Raw genomic sequence first — 16,667 nt, 5'->3', positions numbered from 1 at the left:
GCGTGGCCGACGGCACGCGCCGGGTCCGGGTCGCCCCGCTGACCCGGCTGCTCGCGCCCGAGCACCGGCTCGACCTGCTCCAGGTGGTCAAGGCGGTGCTCGCCACGGTCGCCGCGTGGCTGGTCGCCACCGAGGTCCTCGGTCTCCAGTCGGCGTTCCTGGCGCCGTGGACGGCCCTGCTCACGGTGCACGCGACCGTCTACCGCTCCGTGTGGCGCGGCGCGCAGTCGGTCGCCGCCACCGGGCTGGGCATCCTGCTCTCGTTCGCCGCTGCCGTCACCCTCGGGTTCGGGGCGCTGCCGATGGGGCTGGCCGTGCTGGTCGGACTGCTCGTCGCCCGCGCGCCCGGGCTGCGCACCGAGGGCGTCACGGTGGCCACCACCGCCCTGTTCCTGCTCACCTCCGGCTCGGGCGACGAGCCCGTCCTGCTGCTGCACCGCTTCGCCGACACGCTGGTGGGCGTGCTCGTCGGCATCGTGGTCAACGTGCTGGTGGTGCCGCCCCTGGACGCGGGCACGGCCGAGCGCAGCCTCGTCCGCGTCTCCGAGGGCCTCGGTGCCCTGCTGCGCCGGATGGCCCACGACGTCACGCACGGCGCCGCCGACCTCGGGCAGGACGCGAGCCGGGAGTGGATCGCCGAGACGGCCCGCCTGGACGCCGACCTCGACCGCGCGGAGAACCAGCTGGTCACCAACCGCGAGGCGCGCTGGTACAACCCGCGGCGCAGACGCGGACCCGACCCCGACCGGCTGGAGGAGGCGCGCCGCGGCCTCGAGGAGGCCATCACACAGACCCGCGCGGCAGCCCGCGTGGTCGACCGGTCCACGGAGCAGGCCCACGAGTGGGACGAGGGGTTCCGCGAGCGCTGGACCCGGCTGCTCGACGGTCTCGGAGCCCGCCTCGCGCACGCCGAGGAGGACACGCACGTCCTCGGCTCGGACGTGGCCGACGAGGTCGCCGACCTGGTCAGCACGCTGTCGGCGTCCGACCTGCCGGACCGGCACTGGCCGGTCTACGGGGCGCTGCTGATCGCCGTCCGCGAGCTGGCGGGTGCTGTCGACGCGGCCGTCGGCGAGAGCGACGCCCGCCCGCCGGACGCCGGGCAGCGGCAGACCCAGGACCAGGAGAGCAGCGCGGCTCAGTAGTCGTCGTCGTGCTCGGCCACCACGGCACTGGCCAACGTGGCCGCCTCGATCAGGGCGGCCACGGACGGCCGGGCCGCCGAGGCCTCCAACGAGACGAGCATGACGCGGCGGCTGACCGTCTCGACCAGCTCGGCCACCTGCACGCCCTCGGGCAGCAGCCCACGACCCAGGTCGCTGACCAGCGTGACGCCGAGGCCTGCATCCACGAGCGCCAAAGCCGTGGCCTGCTCCTCGACCTCGTGCACGACGCGCGGCGTGAATCCGGCGCGGGCACACGCGGCGCGCACGGCCCGCCCGTAGTAGGTGGACTCGCTCGCGAGTATCCAGTCGCGGTCCGCCAGCTCGGCCAGGTGCACGCCGCTCAGCCCCCAGCCGGTGCCCGTGACGAGGTCGTCACGGAGGTCCCCGGCGGCCGGCAGCGCCACGGCGAGCCGGTCGGTGCCGATCTCCGCGAACGACAGCCCGGACGACCAGGACTCCGGGGCCTCGGGGTAGTCGAGCAGGAAGGACGCGTCGAGCCGACCGTGCTTGAGCTGCACGACGGCGTCCTCGGGGTCGACCTCGCGGGTGCTGATCCGGATGTGCGGGGCGCTGCGCGCGAGCTCGGTGAACAGGGTCGGCACGAGGCCCGAGGCGACCGAGGCGAACACCCCGACCGTCAGCCGCACCGCATCGGCGCGGCGGGTCCGCTCGACGGCCGACCGGGCCGCCGCCTCGGCCGCGAGCAGCCCCTCGGCGTGCTCGAGCAGCACCCTGCCGGCCTCGGTGAGACGCACCGTCCGACCCGCCTTCTCCAGGACGGCGGTGCCCAGGTCGTCCTCGAGCGCGGCGATCTGCTGGGAGACGGCGGAGGGCGTGAAGTGCAACGACCGGGCGGCCGCGGAGAGCCCGCCGTGGTGCACGACCTCCTGCAGGGTGCGCAGCCTGGCCAGGTTCAGCACGGCTCTTCCGGCACGTCGCGCAACATATAAGGAACGCTAACAGAAATCTGTCATTTTCTATCGCTGGTGCTGTTGCTTGACGAGGCTCACCATGGAGGGGACGCGGCCGATCAAGTACCGCGTCATCGTCATGTGTGGAGGTGTTTTCCGTGTCCCTGATCGACGTCGCCGGGTGGACCGGCGGGGTGATCGTCCTCGTTCCCTACGTGCTGGTCGCGTTGGGTCGGATGAGCAGCAGCAGCCACACCTACCAGTGGCTCAACGTCGTCGGTGGACTACTCCTGATGGGCACGGCCCTCAACGCGCACGCGATGCCCAACGTGGCCATCAACGTCGTCTGGATCGGCGCCGGCATCCTCACGCTCGTGGCCGCCGCCGTGCGCGGCGCCCGCGCGCACCGCGGCACCGAGCTCCAGGCCGTGCCCGCCGAGCAGCTGCCCGCGCTGCCGCCGCAGCCCAACCGGCACGAGGACGACCTCTGCGACACCCTCGTCATGGAGGCCGTCGCCTGAGACTCCCGCCGCCGACCGGATCGATCGGTCGGCGGCGGGGCACCAGCCTCAGCCGCGCAGACGCTCCTTCTCCGGGACGGGCGCGAGCACGTTGCCGGGGCCGTCGTCGGCGCGTCGCCCGAGCGCGAAGGCCCGGGCCAGCGGCCCGACCAGCAGGTCGTAGACCGGTGGCACCAGCAGGAACCCGAGGCGCGTGAGCGCGTTGGCCGGGCCCACCGAGACCCGCCGGCGCGGCCGCTCGAGGCACCGCACGGCGGCCCGCGCGACCCGGTGCGGGGAGACCACCGGCGGAGGCGCGGAACCGTGCCTGCCCAGGTACGTGCCGGCCTGCTCGTAGACCGGGGTGTCGACGCCACCGGGGACGACCAGGGACACCCGGGCCCGGGCGGCGCGGCCTCGGTTCTCCTGCTGCAGCGTCCGCACGAGCCCGTGCACGCCCCACTTGGCGGTCGCGTAGCCGCCCATGCCCGGCACCGTCACCTCGCCCAGCAGCGAGCCCACGACCACGAGCGAGCCGACCTCGCCACGGCCCGACCAGTGCCGCAGCGCCGTGCGCGCCACGTTCACCGTGCCGCCGAGCGAGACCGCGAGGGCGCGGTCGAGCACCTCGTCCGGCACGTCCTCCACGCGGCCGTAGGCGAGGACGGCGGGGCAGTGGACGACTCCCGTGAGGGCGCGCCCCCGGCCCGCCGCCCAGGCCGCCGCCCGATCGACCAGGTCGCGCACCTCGGCGGCCGACGACACGTCCGCGACCACGGGCAGCGTCGCTCCCTCACCCGCGCTGACGGCGACCGCCCGCTCCAGCGCCTCCGCGCTGCGCGAGGCCAGGACGACGTCGTGGCCGGCGGTCCGCAGCAGGCTCACCACGGCGAGACCGATCCCGCTGGAGGCCCCGGTGACCAGCACCGCTCCCCCGCCCGGGTGAGCGGAGGAGGCCGATCGCCGCCGGTCCTGGCCGGGTTCATGCGTTCTCAGTGACATCTCAGCCCCCTGGGCGGACTCCCCCGCGCATTCATGGGTAGTCAGTTGGTCGTTGCACCACTCAACTATCTGGAGCGGGCGCGGCCCAGCGGCCACGCCCCCAGTCAAGGAGGAGTCGCATGAGCACACATCGCCCGGTCGTCGTCATCACCGGAGGGACCGGCGGCATCGGCCGCGCCACGGTCCGTGAGTTCGCCGAGCACGGCTACGACGTGGCCGTCCTCGCCCGGGGCCGCGCCGGCCTCGACGCCGCCGTCGAGGAGGTGGAGCAGCGGGGCGCCCGGGGCCTGGGGCTCTCGGTCGACGTCGCCGACGGCGAGGCCGTCGAGGCGGCCGCCGACCTGGTCGAGGAGCAGCTCGGCGAGATCGACGTGTGGGTCAACGTCGCGTTCGCCGGGGCCCTCTCCTACTTCTGGGACACCACCCCGGAGGAGTACCACCGGATGACCGCCGTGACCTACGACGGCCAGGTCAACGGGGTGCGCTCCGCGCTGAAGCGGATGCGCCCGCGCGACCGCGGCGCGATCGTCAACGTCTCCTCGGCGATGGCGCACCGCGCCATCCCCCTGCAGTCCGCCTACTGCGGCGCCAAGCACGCCGTGAAGGGCTTCACCGAGTCGGTCCTGACCGAGCTCAAGGCCACCGGCAGCCACGTCACCATCGGCCTCGTGACGCTGCCGGGGGTCAACACCACCCAGTTCGCCTGGAACCTGAACAAGATGCCGCAGCACCCGATGCCGGTGCCGCCCATCGTGCAGCCCGAGGTGTGCGCGAAGCAGGTCCGGCACTCCGCGGAGACCGGCAAGCGCAACGCGTGGGTCGGGATCGCCACGGCGTACACGGTGCTGGGCAACCGGCTCGCCCCGTCCTTCGTGGACTGGTACCTGGCGCGCACGGGTGTGACGTCCCAGCAGACCGACCAGGCGCTGCCGCGCTACGGCTCCAACGTCTTCGAGCCCCGCGACGACCAGGTCGACCGCGGCGCCCGCGGCCCCTTCGACAAGGGGGCGCTCGAGCACGACCCGGTCTCGATCATCGGCCGACACCGTGGGGCCGCCATCGGCGCCACGCTGGCCACGGCCGCGGCCGTCGTCGGCTCCCTCGCCCTGCGTCGGCAGACGGCCTGACGTGCCCGGGCAGGTGGACCCGGCACCCCGGGCACCCCGGGGGGAGGCCCGGGACGACGCCGGGTTCGCCGACCTCGGCCGCTACGGCGTCCTCGGCGACGGGCGGGGCGTGGCCCTGGTCGGGCCGGACGCGTCCGTCGACTGGTGGGCCACGCCGGACCTGGACTCGCCCCCCACGTTCGCGGCACTGCTCGACCCCGAGCGGGGCGGTGCGCTGCGGATCTGTCCGGACGCCGACGTCCTGGAGACCTCCGCGCGCTACCTGCCCGGCACCAACGTCCTGGAGACGACGCTGGTCACCGCGTCGGGCACGCTGGTCGTGCTCGACGCGCTGGACTCCGGCCGCTCCGGCCCGCTCCCGTGGAGCGAGCTCGCCCGGCGCCTGACCTGCACCGACGGGGAGGTCACCGTCACGCTCGAGATCGCGCCCGGCGACGGCCTGCGGGCGTGGCAGCCGTGGGTCGAGGAGACATCGGCGGGCGTGGTCGTGCACGCCGGCCCCACGGTGGTCGGCCTGCGGGTCAGTGACGAGGCCGCGCTGCACGTGGAGCACCGGAGAGTGCTCGTGCGCCTGCACCTGGCCGCGGGCGAGCGGACGACGGTGGGTCTCGTGGCCTCCGAGGCCGACCCGGTCTTCCTCTGCGACGTCGCCTCCGTCGACGCCCGGCTCGACCACACGGTCGAGTCCTGGCGCTCGTGGGGCGACTCGGTCGTGTGGGAGGGCCCGGAGCGCGACCGCATGGTGCGCTCCGGCCTGGCGCTCAAGACGCTGTTCATGACGACCTCGGGCGCCATCGCGGCCGCCGCGACGACGTCGCTGCCCGAGCGCGTGGGCGGCGAGAAGAACTGGGACTACCGCTTCACCTGGGTCCGCGACGCCGCCATGACGATCGACGCGCTCGCGGCGCTCGGCCTGGAGGAGGAGGTGCACGCGGCCATGCGCTGGCTGCTGCACGCCATCCGTGACCACGGACCCGACGTCCAGGTGCTCTACACCTTGGACGGCGACGTGCCCACCGCGCTGGAGGAGCCGGACGTCCCCGGCTACCGCGGCTCCCGCCCGGTGCAGCGTGGCAACCGGGCCACCGGCCAGCTGCAGCTCGGCGTCTACGGGCACCTGTTCGGCGCCGTGCTGGGCTGGGTCGAGCGCGGTCACGTGCTCGACCCCCGCACCCAGCGCGAGCTCTCCGACCTCGCCGACATCTGCGCCGACCGCTGGCGCACCCCCGACGCGGGCATCTGGGAGCTGGAGGAGAACCAGCACTGGACGTCGTCGGCGATGAGTGTCTGGCACGCACTGGAGTGCGCGGCCACCCTCGCCGACCGGGGGCAGCTGCACGGCGACGGCCGCCGCTGGCACGGCGAGGCGGAAGCCGTGCGGGCGTGGGTGTGGGAGCACTGCTGGTCCGAGGTGGCCGGCGCCTGGGCCGCCCGTCCGGGCACCGACGACCTGGACGCCTCGGTGCTGCTCGGCGCCATCACCGGCTTCGACCGCAGCGAGCGGATGAGCAGCACCCTCGACGCGGTCGGGCAGCGGCTCGGCGTCGAGGGCACCGGGCTCCTCTACCGCTACACCGGTGCGGAGAAGGAGGAGGAGACCTTCCTGGCCTGCGCGTTCTGGCGGGTCCACGCCCTGGCCCTGCTGGGGCGGGCCGACGAGGCGCGCGACCTGCTGAGCTCGCTCGACCACCTCAGCGACCCCGAGGGGCCAGGCCACGGCCTGCTGGCCGAGATGGCCACGCCCGACGGCGTCCCCACCGGCAACCTGCCGCAGGCGCTCAGCCACCTCGCGCTGATCGGGGCCACCGCAGCACTGCGCGTGGTGGACGAGGGGGACCAACCGGCCGTCCCGGTCGACCCGGCCCCCACGGGCAAGGGTGGTGTCGCGTGAGCGCCCTCCTGCCTCGGGCCCTGCACACCCGGGCCGGGCGCCTCGGGCTCGCCCGCTCCGTCTGGGGCCTCGCGGCCCTCACCGTGCCCGGGCGCGTGGCCACCGTGCTGCCCGGCGCGCGCGACGACCGGTTCACCCGCGGCATCGGCCGCGTGCTCGGCGCGCGTCACCTCGCGCAGGCGGTGCTCTCGGGGCCGGACCCGACCCCCAGCGTGCAGGCGATGGGCGTGTGGGTGGACGGCGCACACGCGGCGTCCACCCTCGTCCCCGTGCTCACGGGCAGGCCCTTCGACGCGCCCGCCCACCGTCGGGCTGCGCTGGTCGACGGGGGGATCGCGGCGACCTGGGCCTACGTCGGCTGGCGCGGGCTGCCCGTGCAGACCGGCGAGCCGGCCGGCGGGTTCCGGGCGAACGCGGCGCGGGTGCTCCTGCGCCGACTGCCCGGGGGCGTCCCCCTGCTGAGGCGGGCCGGGCTCGGGTAGTGCCCCCTTCAACGACCGCCCGGGTGGGATGGGGTGGGGGATCGCGGGTAACGCAGAGGTGGCCCGGGAGCCGCCCCGCCTACGTCGGCGGGTGGCCGACCACCCCCCGCGCTCCCCCGGACCATGGTCCGACGGCGGGCGGAGCGACTCCCGGGTCCCCCTGCGGGGGCGCACGGGGAAGCATGCGACCGCGCGCTGCGTTGTGCGTGTGAACAGGCGATCGCCCGGCGACGTACCAGAGTGCGCTGACAGCCGCGTCGGCCCGTGGGGAATAACCCCCCTAGGGGTTGCGTTGGGGCTGGTGATCTTCCCCGAACCGAGAGGAGCCGCCGACATGGCGACCATCGACCTGACCAAGGACGACTTCGAGAAGACCGTGACCGACAACCAGATGGTCCTGGTGGACTTCTGGGCGTCCTGGTGCGGTCCGTGCCGCCAGTTCGCGCCCGTGTACGAGCAGGCCTCGGAGACCCACGACGACATCGTCTTCGGCAAGCTCGACACCGAGGCCGAGCAGGAGATCGCGGCCGCCGCGCAGATCACCTCGATCCCCACGCTGATGGCGTTCAAGGCCGGCCACCTGGTCTTCGCCCAGCCCGGCGCCCTGCCGGCCCAGGCCCTCGAGCAGGTCATCACCGCGGTGAAGGACCTCTCCGTGGAGGAGATCGAGAAGGCCGTCGCGGAGCAGCAGGCCCAGCAGTCCTGACGCCACGAGACCCCCGCGCCCTCACGGGCAGCGGGGGTCTCGCACGTCCGGAGGCCTCCCTCCCGGACCTGGCTCAGCAGCGCGTCAGCCGCGCAGCCGCTCCACCGCGCTCATGCCGTGGTAGACGACGAGCGCGGCGACCGAACCCAGGGCGATGCCGGTGACCGTGACGACGTCGCTGCCCGGCGCGAGGTCGAGCGTGAGGTCGCCGATGCCGATCACCAGCGCGACGGCTGCGGTGAACTGGTTGACCGGGCGGTTGAGGTCGACCCGGTTGTCGACCCAGATCTTGATGCCGACGACGCCGATGAGGCCGTACAGCGCCACGGTGACACCGCCGAGGACGCCGGCCGGGATCGTGTTCACCAGCGCGCCGAACTTGGGCGAGAGGCTGAGCAGCACCGCGACGATCGCGGCCACCCAGTAGGCGGCCGTCGAGTAGACCCGCGTCGCGGCCATCACGCCGATGTTCTCGCCGTAGGTCGTGGTGCCCGAGCCGCCGCCGGCGCCGGCGAGCGTCGTGGCGACGCCGTCGGCCAGCAGCGCGCGGCCGGTGCGGGCGTTGACCTCCTCGTCGCCGGTCAGGTGCGCCACGGTGCGCACGTGGCCGACGTTCTCGGCGACCAGCACCAGGACGACGGGCAGGAACGCGGGCAGGACGGTCCATGAGACCGTCGGGGTGGCGAAGTCGGGGACCCCGAGCCAGGCCGCGTCGCGCACCGGGGCGAAGTCGACGACGCCGGCGATCGCGGCCACCACGTACCCGACGACCACGCCGAGCAGCACCGAGAGCCGGGCGGCCATGCCCTTCAGGCCGACGGCGATCAGCAGCACCGCCGCCAGGGTCACGAGCGCCACCCAGGGGCTGACCTCGACGTTGGTGGTCGCCGCGCCCGCCAGGTTGAGGCCGATGAGCGCCACGATCGAGCCGGTGACGACCGGCGGCATCAGCGCGTCGATCCAGCCCGCGCCGGTGAGCAGCACGACGCCGCCGACCAACGCCAGGAGCAGGCCGGTGGCGAGGATGCCGAACAGTGCGCTACCCGTCGTCCCCGCGGCCGTGGCGGCCGTGATCGGGGCGATGAAGGCGAAGGACGAGCCGAGGTAGCTGGGCACCCGGTTGCCCGTGATGACGAGGAACAGCATCGTGCCGACGCCGCTGAAGAACAGCGTGGCGGTCGGCGGGAAGCCGGTGATGATCGGGACGAGGAACGTCGCCCCGAACATCGCGACGACGTGCTGAGCCCCCAGCCCGATCGTCCGCGGCCACGTCAGCCGCTCCGTGGGGCGCACGACCGCCCCGTCCGCGACGGTCTTGCCGTCACCGTGCAGGTCCCATCCGAGGCTCATGCGCGGCATCCTCCCGGACGCGTGCCCACCTCAACCAGTCCCGGGGCGGCCAGGCCCCCGGTGGTCGAGGTGCGAGGCCGACCACGGCCTCTCCGGTGGTCGAGGTGCGAGGCCGTCCACGGCCCCTCCGGTGGTCGAGGTGCGAGGCCGTCCACGGCCGAGCCACGAGACCTCCGCACCCGAGCAACGGCGCGCGCCACGGACGGGTGCGGGGATCTCGAGGCTCCTCGCCGGCGCTCGTCACACCTCGATCACCGAGACGGGGCAGCGATCACCGGCGTGGGTCAGGGGCGGTCGTTGGACTGCTCGTAGGCGAACTTGCCGCCACCGTCGACGTGCAGCACCGAGCCGGTCATGAAGCCGTTGGTCAGCGCGAGCAGGACGGCGGCGACGACGTCGTCCACCTGACCCACGCGGCCGACGGGGTTGGTCCTGGCGGTGTTCTCGAACATGGCGGCCTTGTCGTCGGCCGGCATGGAGTCCCAGACGCCGGAGTCGATGATGCCGGGCGAGACCGCGTTGAAGCGCAGCGGCGCGAGCTCGACGGCCAGCGACTCCACCAGGGAGGCCACGGCGGCGTTGGTGGTCCCCATGACCGCCAGACCGGCGGCGGGCTTCCAGGCGACGACGCCGGAGAACAGGACGAACGAGCCGCCCTCGCGCAGCCGCGGGGCGAGGTGCTTGGCCAGCAGGACGGGGCCGACGATCTTGGCGTCGAAGGCGGCGCGGATCGCGTCCTGCTCGAGCTCGCCCACGGGTCCGTTGGCGTGGTTGGCGGCCAGCGAGACGACGTGGTCGAGCTCGCCGAGCTGCTCGCCGGCGGCCACGATGCTGGCCTCGTCCTCGAGGTCGAGGCGGATGCTGTCGGGGCCGGGCTCGACCTTGCGGCCGGCGACGACGGCGCGGCCGCCCTGGGCACGGACGGCGTCGGCGACACCGGCGCCGATGCCGCTGCTTCCGCCGACGATCAGCACGGTCTGGCCGGCCAGCGGGGTGGGTGCGAGCGGGTTGGTCATGTCAGGTCTCCTCCGGGTGACGACTGCGGTGTCCACCTGGCACAACCCGCGGCACGCTGGCGAACCTTCCCGTCGCCGGATCGATTGTTCGGTGCCGTGCCATGCACACACCGAATGGCAGAGTGGGGCCGTGCCCACGCTCCGTGCCCTCAAGTGCCTGCTCGCGGTGGTGGACGCCGGCAGCGTCACCGGCGCCGCCCGCGCGCTGCACGCCTCCCAGCCGGCGGTCTCGCACCAGCTCGCCGCGCTCGAGTCGGAGGTCGGCGTCCCGCTGCTCGAGCGCCTGCCTCGCGGGGTGCGCCCCACCGCGGCCGGCCGCCGACTGGTGGAGCGCGCCCGCGTCGCCGTCACCGCCGCGGACGAGGCGGTGCTGGCCGCCCGCGACGAGCGACTCTCCGACCTGCGGGTGGGCTGCGCCGAGAGCTTCACCGCGTCGCTGCTCGCCCCGGCCCTGGCGGACTGGTGGGCCCACTGGCCACCGGGCGACGCCGCGGCCCCCGGGTTCGCGCTGACAGAGGGCTCCAGCGCCGACGACCTGGCCGCCGCCGTCCGCCGCGGGGACCTGGACGTGGCCGTCTGCCCGCGCCCGAGCACCTGGCCGGGCGTCGCGGACGTGGTGGGCCACGAGGAGCTGGTGGTGGTCTGCTGGCCCGGTCACCGCTTCGCCGGGCAGGTATCCGTCGACCCGGCCGACCTGGACGGGGAGGACGCCGTGGGCCTCGTGGCCGGCAGCGCGTTCGACGCCTGGGTGAGCGGCCGGCTGGCCGAGGCCGGTGCCCGGGCGCGGGTCCGGCTGCGGACGCGGCAGATCGGCGCCCTGGCACCGCTGGCACTCGCGGGCCTCGGCGTCGCGGTCGTGCCGACGACGGCGATCCCGGCCGGGTTCGCCGGCCCGGTGCGTCCCTTCACCCGCCCGCTCCAGCGGGACGTGGTCGCCCTGCGCCGCACCACCGGCGACCCGCTGTCCGAGCGGTTCGTCGAGGTGCTCGTGGCCCGGGGCGTCCCGCGCAGGCCCTGATCCCCGCACCCAGCCGGCCCCGCCCCCGACCGGCCGACCGGCGACGCAGGCTTCTCACCTCGTCGTGACAACCCTGCAACAGCCGTCGACTTCGATCTGGGGATGAGCACGAGCGAGCAGGCCACCGCGGACACCGCCGAGCCGTCCGAGCCGCAGCCGGACGCGACCGGGGTCGTCTACCGGCTCGAGGACCGACCCCCGCTGCCCACCACCCTGCTGGCGGCGCTCCAGCACCTGCTGGCGATCTTCGTCGGCATCGTGACGCCCACGCTGGTGCTCTCCGGTCCGCTGGGGCTCGAGCCCGAGGACACCAACTACCTGATCTCGATGGCACTGATCGTCTCCGGCGTCGCCACGTTCATCCAGGTGCGCCGCATCGGGCCGGTCGGCTCGGGGCTGCTGTCGATCCAGGGCACCAGCTTCGCGTTCCTGGGGCCGATGATCGCCGCGGGCACCGCCGTCGGCGGCGGCACCGCGGCGCTGGCGATGATCTACGGCATCACGCTGGCCGGGTCGTTCATCGAGATGGCGCTGAGCCGGGTCATGCACCTGCTGCGCAAGATCCTCACCCCGGTCGTCACCGGCACGGTGGTCTGCCTCATCGGGCTCTCCCTCATCGACACCGGCATCACCGACATGGCGGGCGGCGCGGCCACGATCGGCACCGACGACTTCGCCAGCGGCAAGAACCTCGCGGTGGCCGGCGTCGTCCTGGTCACCGTGATCGCGCTCAACCGCAGCCGCAACACCTACGTGCGGATGGGCGCAATCGTCATCGGCCTGGTCGTCGGCTACGCGGTGGCGGCGCTGCTCGGCATGGTGACGGCGCCCAGCCTGTCGGGTCTGCCGGTCGTGAACGTGCCGGTCCCGTTCGCCTACGGCCTGGACTTCTCCTGGTCGCTCTTCCTGCCGGTCGCCTTCATCTTCCTCATCACCGCGATCGAGACCACCGGTGACCTCACCGCCACCTCGATGGTCTCGGGCGAGCCGGTGAAGGGCGAGACCTACGTGCGCCGGATCAAGGGCGGCGTGCTCGGCGACGGCGTGAACTCGGCGCTCGCGGCGGTCTTCAACAGCTTCCCGAACACCACGTTCAGCCAGAACAACGGCGTCATCCAGCTCACCGGCGTCGCCAGCCGCTGGATCGGCATGTTCGTGGCCGGGATGCTCGTGCTGGTCGGTCTGTTCCCCGTCGTCCCGGCGCTGGTGACCTCGATGCCGCGGCCGGTGCTGGGCGGCGCCACGATCATCATGTTCGGCACCGTGGCAGCGGCCGGCATCAAGATCATCGCCAGCAGCGAGAACAAGCTCGACCGCCGCGACGTGCTCATCCTGGCCGTCTCGTTCGCGCTCGGCCTCGGCGTGGAGCTGGTGCCGGACGTGCTCAGCCACCTGCCCGCCACCGCGCAGTCGGTCTTCGGCTCGCCCATCACCACCGGCGGCCTCACCGCGATCGTGCTGAACCTGGTGCTCCCGCGGGAGAAGGCGAGCTACGAGGAGGCCGCGGAGGGCGAGACCATGGAGGCGTGACCTCCCCCTCCGCACCGCGCCGCCTGCACCCGCTGACCGACCCGGCCGACGCCGCGACGCTCGAGGGCGCGCTGGCCGCGGTCTCCCCCGGCGACCCGCTCGCCTGGATGTACCTGCACTGGCGCCGCGCGGAGGCCACCGGCGCACTGCCCTGCGCCTGGTTCGTCACCGAGGACGAGGCGGGGCGGCCGACCGGTCTCGGGCTGGCGGTCTGCAAGCCGGTGGCCGTGGGCGGGTACGGCTCGGGCCTGGTCTCGGTGGTGCCCGAGCAGCGGCGCCGCGGCGTGGCCACCGCGCTGCGCACCGCGCTGGAGGAGGCCGCGGCCGGGCTGCTGCCGGGCCTGGTCTACGAGTACCGCGAGGACGAGGCGCCCGCCGAGGCCGCCCGGCTCGCCTGGGGGCTGACCGTGAGCGAGCGGCACCACGAGTCGGTGCTGGCCCTCGACGAGGCGACGGTGCAGCGGCTGGCCGCCGTCCGCGTGCCGGAGGGGGTCGCGCTCGAGCCCGTCGACGACCTGGACGCGCTCGGCGAGGCCGCCTGGCGGACGCTGCACGCGCGGTTCGCCGCGATGTTCGCCGACGCCCCCGACGTGGCCGACGGCGACGCGAACGTGCCGTACGAGGTCTTCCGCGGGCTCGTCACGCAGCCGTGGATGCTGCTCCTGGCCCGCGACGCCACCGGTGACCTGCTCGGGCTGACGATGGTCACCGAGCGCCCGGGCGAGGACGAGGCCGCCAACACCTTCTTCACCGGCACCGAGCGGCACGCCCGCGGCCGGGGCGTGGCCACGGCGGTCAAGGCGCACCAGGCGGTGCGGATGGCGCAGGCCGGCATCACCCGGCTCTACACGCAGAACATGGTGGGCAACGAGCCGATCCTGGCCGCGAACCGCCGGCTAGGCTTCGTCCACGCCGTCACGACCTGCGACGTGCCCGTCGCGCTGCCGGGCGGGCGCCCCCGCGCCTGAGGGCGCCCCGGCTGGGGTGGGGGCGGGACCTCGGCGCTCAGGCCGTGGCCGCCACGACCCGGTGCCGGCCGACCGGCAGCACCAGGGGCCGCCCGGAGACCGGGTCGGGCACGACCTGGGACTCCAGGCCGAAGACGTCGCGCACGACGTCGGGGGTCAGCACCTCGTCGGGGTCGCCGGCCGCGTGCAGCCGGCCCTGCCGGACCGCGACGAGGTGGTCGGAGTACCTCGCCGCGAGGTTGAGGTCGTGCAGCACCATGACGACGGTCGTGCCGCGCTCGCGGTTGAGGTCGGTGAGCAGGTCGAGCACCTCGACCTGGTGGGCGACGTCGAGGAACGTGGTCGGCTCGTCGAGCAGCAGCAGGTCCGTCTGCTGGGCCAGGGCCATCGCGATCCAGGCCCGCTGCCGCTGCCCGCCCGAGAGCTCGTCGACGGGCCGGTCGACGAGGTCGAGGGTGCCGGTGACGCGCAGCGCCTCCTCGACGGCCGCGTCGTCCGCGGCGCTCCAGCGGGCCACGAGCCGCTGGTGCGGGTGCCGGCCGCGGGCCACGAGGTCGCCGACGGCGATGCCCTCGGGCGCGATCGGCGACTGCGGCAGCAGGCCCAGGGTCCGCGCCACCTCGCGGGTGTTCATCCGGTGCACGTCGCGGCCGTCGAGCACCACCTGCCCGCTCTGCGGCTTCAGCAGCCGCGCCATGGCCCGCAGCAGCGTGGACTTGCCGCAGGCGTTGGCGCCGACGATGCAGGTCACCTGACCGGCCGGCACGGCCAGCGAGAGGTCCGTGACGACGGTGCGGTCGCCGTAGCCCAGCGTCAGCGCCTCGGCGGCGAGGGTGTGGTCAGTGGTCACGATGCCTCCTTCGGGCGCGACATCAGAGGGAGCCGCCCGCCCGGTTGGTCCGGACGAGCAGGTAGACGAGGTAGGGCGCCCCGAGGACGCCGGTGATCACGCCGACGGGGTAGCGGGTGCCGAACGCGTACTGGCCGAGCAGGTCGGCGGCGAGCACGAGCACGGCACCGACCAGGCCGGCCGGCAGCAGCAGGGAGCCGCCGGGCCCGACGACCCGGGCGGCGATCGGCCCCGCCAGGAAGGCCACGAAGGCGATCGGCCCGGAGGCGGCGGTGGCGAACGCGACGAGCCCGACGCCGGCGACGATGCACAGCAGCCGGGTCCGCTCGACCCGCACGCCGAGCGCGGCGGCCGAGTCGTCGCCCTGCTGGAGCAGCTCGAGGTTGCCCGACTGCGAGGCCAGCAGCGGGCCCAGCACGGCGATCGCGACGAGCAGCGGCAGCACCCGGCCCCAGTCGGCGTTGTTGAGGCTGCCGGTCAGCCACCGCATCGCCACCTGCAGGTCCCACTGTGCTGCCCGGACGATGACGTAGGAGACGACGCTGTCGAGCATCGCCGCCACGCCGATGCCCATCAGGATCAGCCGGGTGCCGACCACGCCGTCCTTCCAGGCCAGCAGGTAGATGGCCAGGGCGGTGACCAGGGCGGCCGCGATCGCCAGCACGGACGTGGCGGTCTGCCCGACCTCGAGCACCACCAGGCAGATCACGGCCGCGGCCGACGCGCCGGAGCTGATGCCTATGACGTCGGGCGAGGCCAGCGGGTTGCGCAGCATCGTCTGGAAGGTGACGCCGCCCAGGCCGAGGGCGAGACCGCTGAGCAGGGCCAGCGAGGCCCGCGGCAGGCGCAGCTCGCCGACGGTGAACGACGCGCCCGGCACGGTCTCGCCGAGCAGGACGCGCAGCACCTCGCCCGGGGAGTAGAAGGTCTGGCCGAGCATCAGGGAGACGGCCAGCAGGACCAGCGCGAGCAGCGCGAGCCCGCCGGTGACGAGGCGTCGGCGGCGGGTGCGGCGGCGCCGGCCGAGTGCGACGGCGCCGGGCCGGGGTGCGGTGGGCACGGGGGCGGTCGTGACGCTCACAGGGCACGCACCTTCTGCCGGCGGACGATCCAGAGGAAGAACGGGGCGCCGAGCAGGGCGGTCACGATGCCGACGTCCACCTCCTCGGGGCGGGCGACGAGGCGGCCGACGACGTCCGCCGCGACCAGCAGCACCGCGCCCACGAGCGCCGAGAACGGCAGCTGCCAGCGGTGGTCGACGCCGACCAGCAGCCGGCACACGTGCGGCACCGCGAGGCCCACGAAGCCGATCGGGCCGGCGACGGCCGTGGCTGCGCCGGCCAGCACCACGGCGCCGGTGGCGGCGAGGAGGCGGGTGCGGCCCACGTGCGCGCCGAGGCCGGCCGCCACGTCGTCGCCCAGGGCGAGCGAGTTCAGGCCGCGGGCGGAGGCGAGGCTGAGCAGCACCCCGAGGGCGAGGAACGGCAGCACCTGGAGCGTCTTGTCGGTCTCCGCGCCCCCGACGCCGCCGATCTGCCAGAACCGGAAGGAGTCCATCACGTCGATCCGCGGCAGCAGCACCGCGCTGATCAGCGACGAGAGGGCCGCGGACGTGGCGGCGCCGGCCAGGGCGAGCTTGAGGGGCGTCGCCCCGCCGCGTCCGAGCGAGCCGACGAGGTAGACGAAGGTGGCGGCCAGCGCCGCGCCCGCGATGGCCACCCAGATGTAGCCGACCGGGCTGCTCAGCCCGAAGAACGCGATGCCGCAGACGACGGCCAGGGAGGAGCCGGTGGTGACACCGAGGATGCCGGGGTCGGCCAACGGGTTGCGGGTCACGCCCTGCATCACCGCGCCGGAGAGGCCGAGCGCGGCGCCCACCAGGATCGCGAGCACCGTGCGCGGCACCCGCTTGCTCACCGCGGCCTGGGCGATGGTGTCGGTGGAGCCCGAGAGCCCCGCGGCGATGTCGGAGACGCTCACCGCGCGCACGCCGAACGCGACCGAGGCCGCGCACGCCAGGGCGAGCAGCCCGAGCGTGGCGAGCACCCACCCCAGGCGGACGGGGGTGGGTCGGGTGCGCGCACGCGGCACCCCGCCCCGTCCGACCGTGCCCGTGGTGGGCGTGGGGGACGAGGCGGGGGCCGGGGCGG

At 74.5% G+C, this 16,667-nt stretch carries 16 protein-coding genes; 9 read left to right on the top strand and 7 right to left on the bottom strand.

Annotated features, from left to right (window positions below; genetic code table 11):
* Positions 1–2 precede the first annotated feature (2 nt).
* Entirely contained in the window at positions 3–1,145 is a 1,143-nt protein-coding gene (locus M8330_RS12815) for an FUSC family protein (RefSeq protein WP_250827650.1), read from the top strand.
* On the opposite strand, the gene M8330_RS12810 is transcribed toward M8330_RS12815, so the two are convergent.
* Complete coding sequence (locus M8330_RS12810) at positions 1,139–2,086, bottom strand: LysR family transcriptional regulator (RefSeq protein ID WP_250827649.1); 948 nt, start codon at positions 2,084–2,086, stop codon at positions 1,139–1,141. The two genes, M8330_RS12815 and M8330_RS12810, sit on opposite strands and share 7 nt — an antisense overlap.
* A 149-nt stretch (positions 2,087–2,235) precedes the next feature.
* Here M8330_RS12810 and M8330_RS12805 point away from each other — a divergent pair, with 149 nt between their 5' ends.
* Positions 2,236–2,598 carry a CBU_0592 family membrane protein gene (locus tag M8330_RS12805; RefSeq protein WP_250827648.1) on the top strand — a complete coding sequence of 121 codons (363 nt, stop codon included), beginning with the start codon at positions 2,236–2,238 and terminating at the stop codon, positions 2,596–2,598.
* Between the two features lie 48 nt (positions 2,599–2,646).
* On the opposite strand, the gene M8330_RS12800 is transcribed toward M8330_RS12805, so the two are convergent.
* Positions 2,647–3,504 (bottom strand): SDR family NAD(P)-dependent oxidoreductase, encoded by an 858-nt coding sequence (locus tag M8330_RS12800; RefSeq protein WP_250827647.1) that lies wholly within the window; start codon positions 3,502–3,504, stop codon positions 2,647–2,649.
* Positions 3,505–3,698: 194 nt separating this feature from the next.
* On the opposite strand from M8330_RS12800, the gene M8330_RS12795 reads away from it, so the two are divergent.
* From M8330_RS12795 to trxA, 4 genes are all read left to right on the top strand, one after another.
* Entirely contained in the window at positions 3,699–4,706 is a 1,008-nt protein-coding gene (locus M8330_RS12795) for an SDR family oxidoreductase (protein ID WP_250827646.1), read from the top strand.
* Between the two features lies 1 nt (position 4,707).
* Entirely contained in the window at positions 4,708–6,597 is a 1,890-nt protein-coding gene (locus M8330_RS22475) for a glycoside hydrolase family 15 protein (protein WP_250827645.1), read from the top strand.
* Entirely contained in the window at positions 6,594–7,079 is a 486-nt protein-coding gene (locus tag M8330_RS12785; protein WP_250827644.1) for a hypothetical protein, read from the top strand. The genes M8330_RS22475 and M8330_RS12785 overlap by 4 nt, the downstream gene beginning before the upstream one ends.
* A gap of 334 nt (positions 7,080–7,413) precedes the next feature.
* On the top strand, positions 7,414–7,785 hold the full coding sequence (gene trxA / locus M8330_RS12780; RefSeq protein ID WP_250053566.1) for a thioredoxin: 372 nt from the start codon (positions 7,414–7,416) through the stop codon (positions 7,783–7,785).
* 84 nt (positions 7,786–7,869) lie between these two features.
* Here trxA and M8330_RS12775 read toward each other — a convergent pair whose 3' ends face one another.
* Both M8330_RS12775 and M8330_RS12770 read right to left on the bottom strand, forming a co-directional pair.
* On the bottom strand, positions 7,870–9,135 hold the full coding sequence (locus M8330_RS12775) for a uracil-xanthine permease family protein (protein ID WP_250827643.1): 1,266 nt from the start codon (positions 9,133–9,135) through the stop codon (positions 7,870–7,872).
* A 284-nt stretch (positions 9,136–9,419) separates the two neighbouring features.
* A complete protein-coding gene (locus M8330_RS12770; RefSeq protein WP_250827642.1) occupies positions 9,420–10,151 on the bottom strand; it encodes an SDR family oxidoreductase in 732 nt (243 codons plus the stop codon).
* Between the two features lie 130 nt (positions 10,152–10,281).
* On the opposite strand from M8330_RS12770, the gene M8330_RS12765 reads away from it, so the two are divergent.
* The 3 genes from M8330_RS12765 (at position 10,282) to M8330_RS12755 (ending at position 13,667) form a co-directional block, all read left to right on the top strand.
* Positions 10,282–11,169, top strand: a complete 888-nt coding sequence (locus M8330_RS12765) for a LysR family transcriptional regulator (RefSeq protein ID WP_250827641.1) — start codon at positions 10,282–10,284, stop codon at positions 11,167–11,169.
* Positions 11,170–11,271: 102 nt separating this feature from the next.
* Positions 11,272–12,699, top strand: coding sequence for a nucleobase:cation symporter-2 family protein (locus M8330_RS12760; RefSeq protein WP_250827640.1), 1,428 nt, complete (start codon positions 11,272–11,274; stop codon positions 12,697–12,699).
* Positions 12,696–13,667, top strand: a complete 972-nt coding sequence (locus M8330_RS12755; protein ID WP_250827639.1) for a hypothetical protein — start codon at positions 12,696–12,698, stop codon at positions 13,665–13,667. The genes M8330_RS12760 and M8330_RS12755 overlap by 4 nt, the downstream gene beginning before the upstream one ends.
* Positions 13,668–13,704: 37 nt before the next feature.
* On the opposite strand, the gene M8330_RS12750 is transcribed toward M8330_RS12755, so the two are convergent.
* Genes M8330_RS12750 through M8330_RS12740 form a run of 3 tightly spaced genes read right to left on the bottom strand, consistent with a single transcriptional unit; the run spans position 13,705 to position 16,608 of the window.
* Positions 13,705–14,517: an ABC transporter ATP-binding protein gene (locus M8330_RS12750; RefSeq protein WP_250827638.1), complete on the bottom strand. Its 813-nt coding sequence runs from the start codon at positions 14,515–14,517 to the stop codon at positions 13,705–13,707.
* 22 nt (positions 14,518–14,539) lie between these two features.
* Positions 14,540–15,598, bottom strand: a complete 1,059-nt coding sequence (locus tag M8330_RS12745) for a FecCD family ABC transporter permease (RefSeq protein WP_250827637.1) — start codon at positions 15,596–15,598, stop codon at positions 14,540–14,542.
* Positions 15,595–16,608 carry a FecCD family ABC transporter permease gene (locus M8330_RS12740; RefSeq protein WP_250827636.1) on the bottom strand — a complete coding sequence of 338 codons (1,014 nt, stop codon included), beginning with the start codon at positions 16,606–16,608 and terminating at the stop codon, positions 15,595–15,597. The genes M8330_RS12745 and M8330_RS12740 overlap by 4 nt, the downstream gene beginning before the upstream one ends.
* Positions 16,609–16,667: the final 59 nt, after the last annotated feature.

Origin of the sequence: Nocardioides bruguierae (assembly GCF_023656415.1) — a bacterium.
Classification (GTDB): Bacteria; Actinomycetota; Actinomycetes; order Propionibacteriales; family Nocardioidaceae; genus Nocardioides; species Nocardioides bruguierae.
Note: the sequence above shows the minus strand (reverse complement) of the source record. Positions and strands in the feature narration are given on the sequence as shown.

Coding starts and splice junctions, on each gene's coding strand:
- M8330_RS12795 (WP_250827646.1), top strand. CDS start 3,699: ATGAGCACACATCGCCCGGTCGTCGTCATCACCGGAGGGACCGGCGGC.
- M8330_RS12760 (WP_250827640.1), top strand. CDS start 11,272: ATGAGCACGAGCGAGCAGGCCACCGCGGACACCGCCGAGCCGTCCGAG.
- trxA (WP_250053566.1), top strand. CDS start 7,414: ATGGCGACCATCGACCTGACCAAGGACGACTTCGAGAAGACCGTGACC.
- M8330_RS12770 (WP_250827642.1), bottom strand. CDS start 10,151: ATGACCAACCCGCTCGCACCCACCCCGCTGGCCGGCCAGACCGTGCTG.
- M8330_RS12775 (WP_250827643.1), bottom strand. CDS start 9,135: ATGAGCCTCGGATGGGACCTGCACGGTGACGGCAAGACCGTCGCGGAC.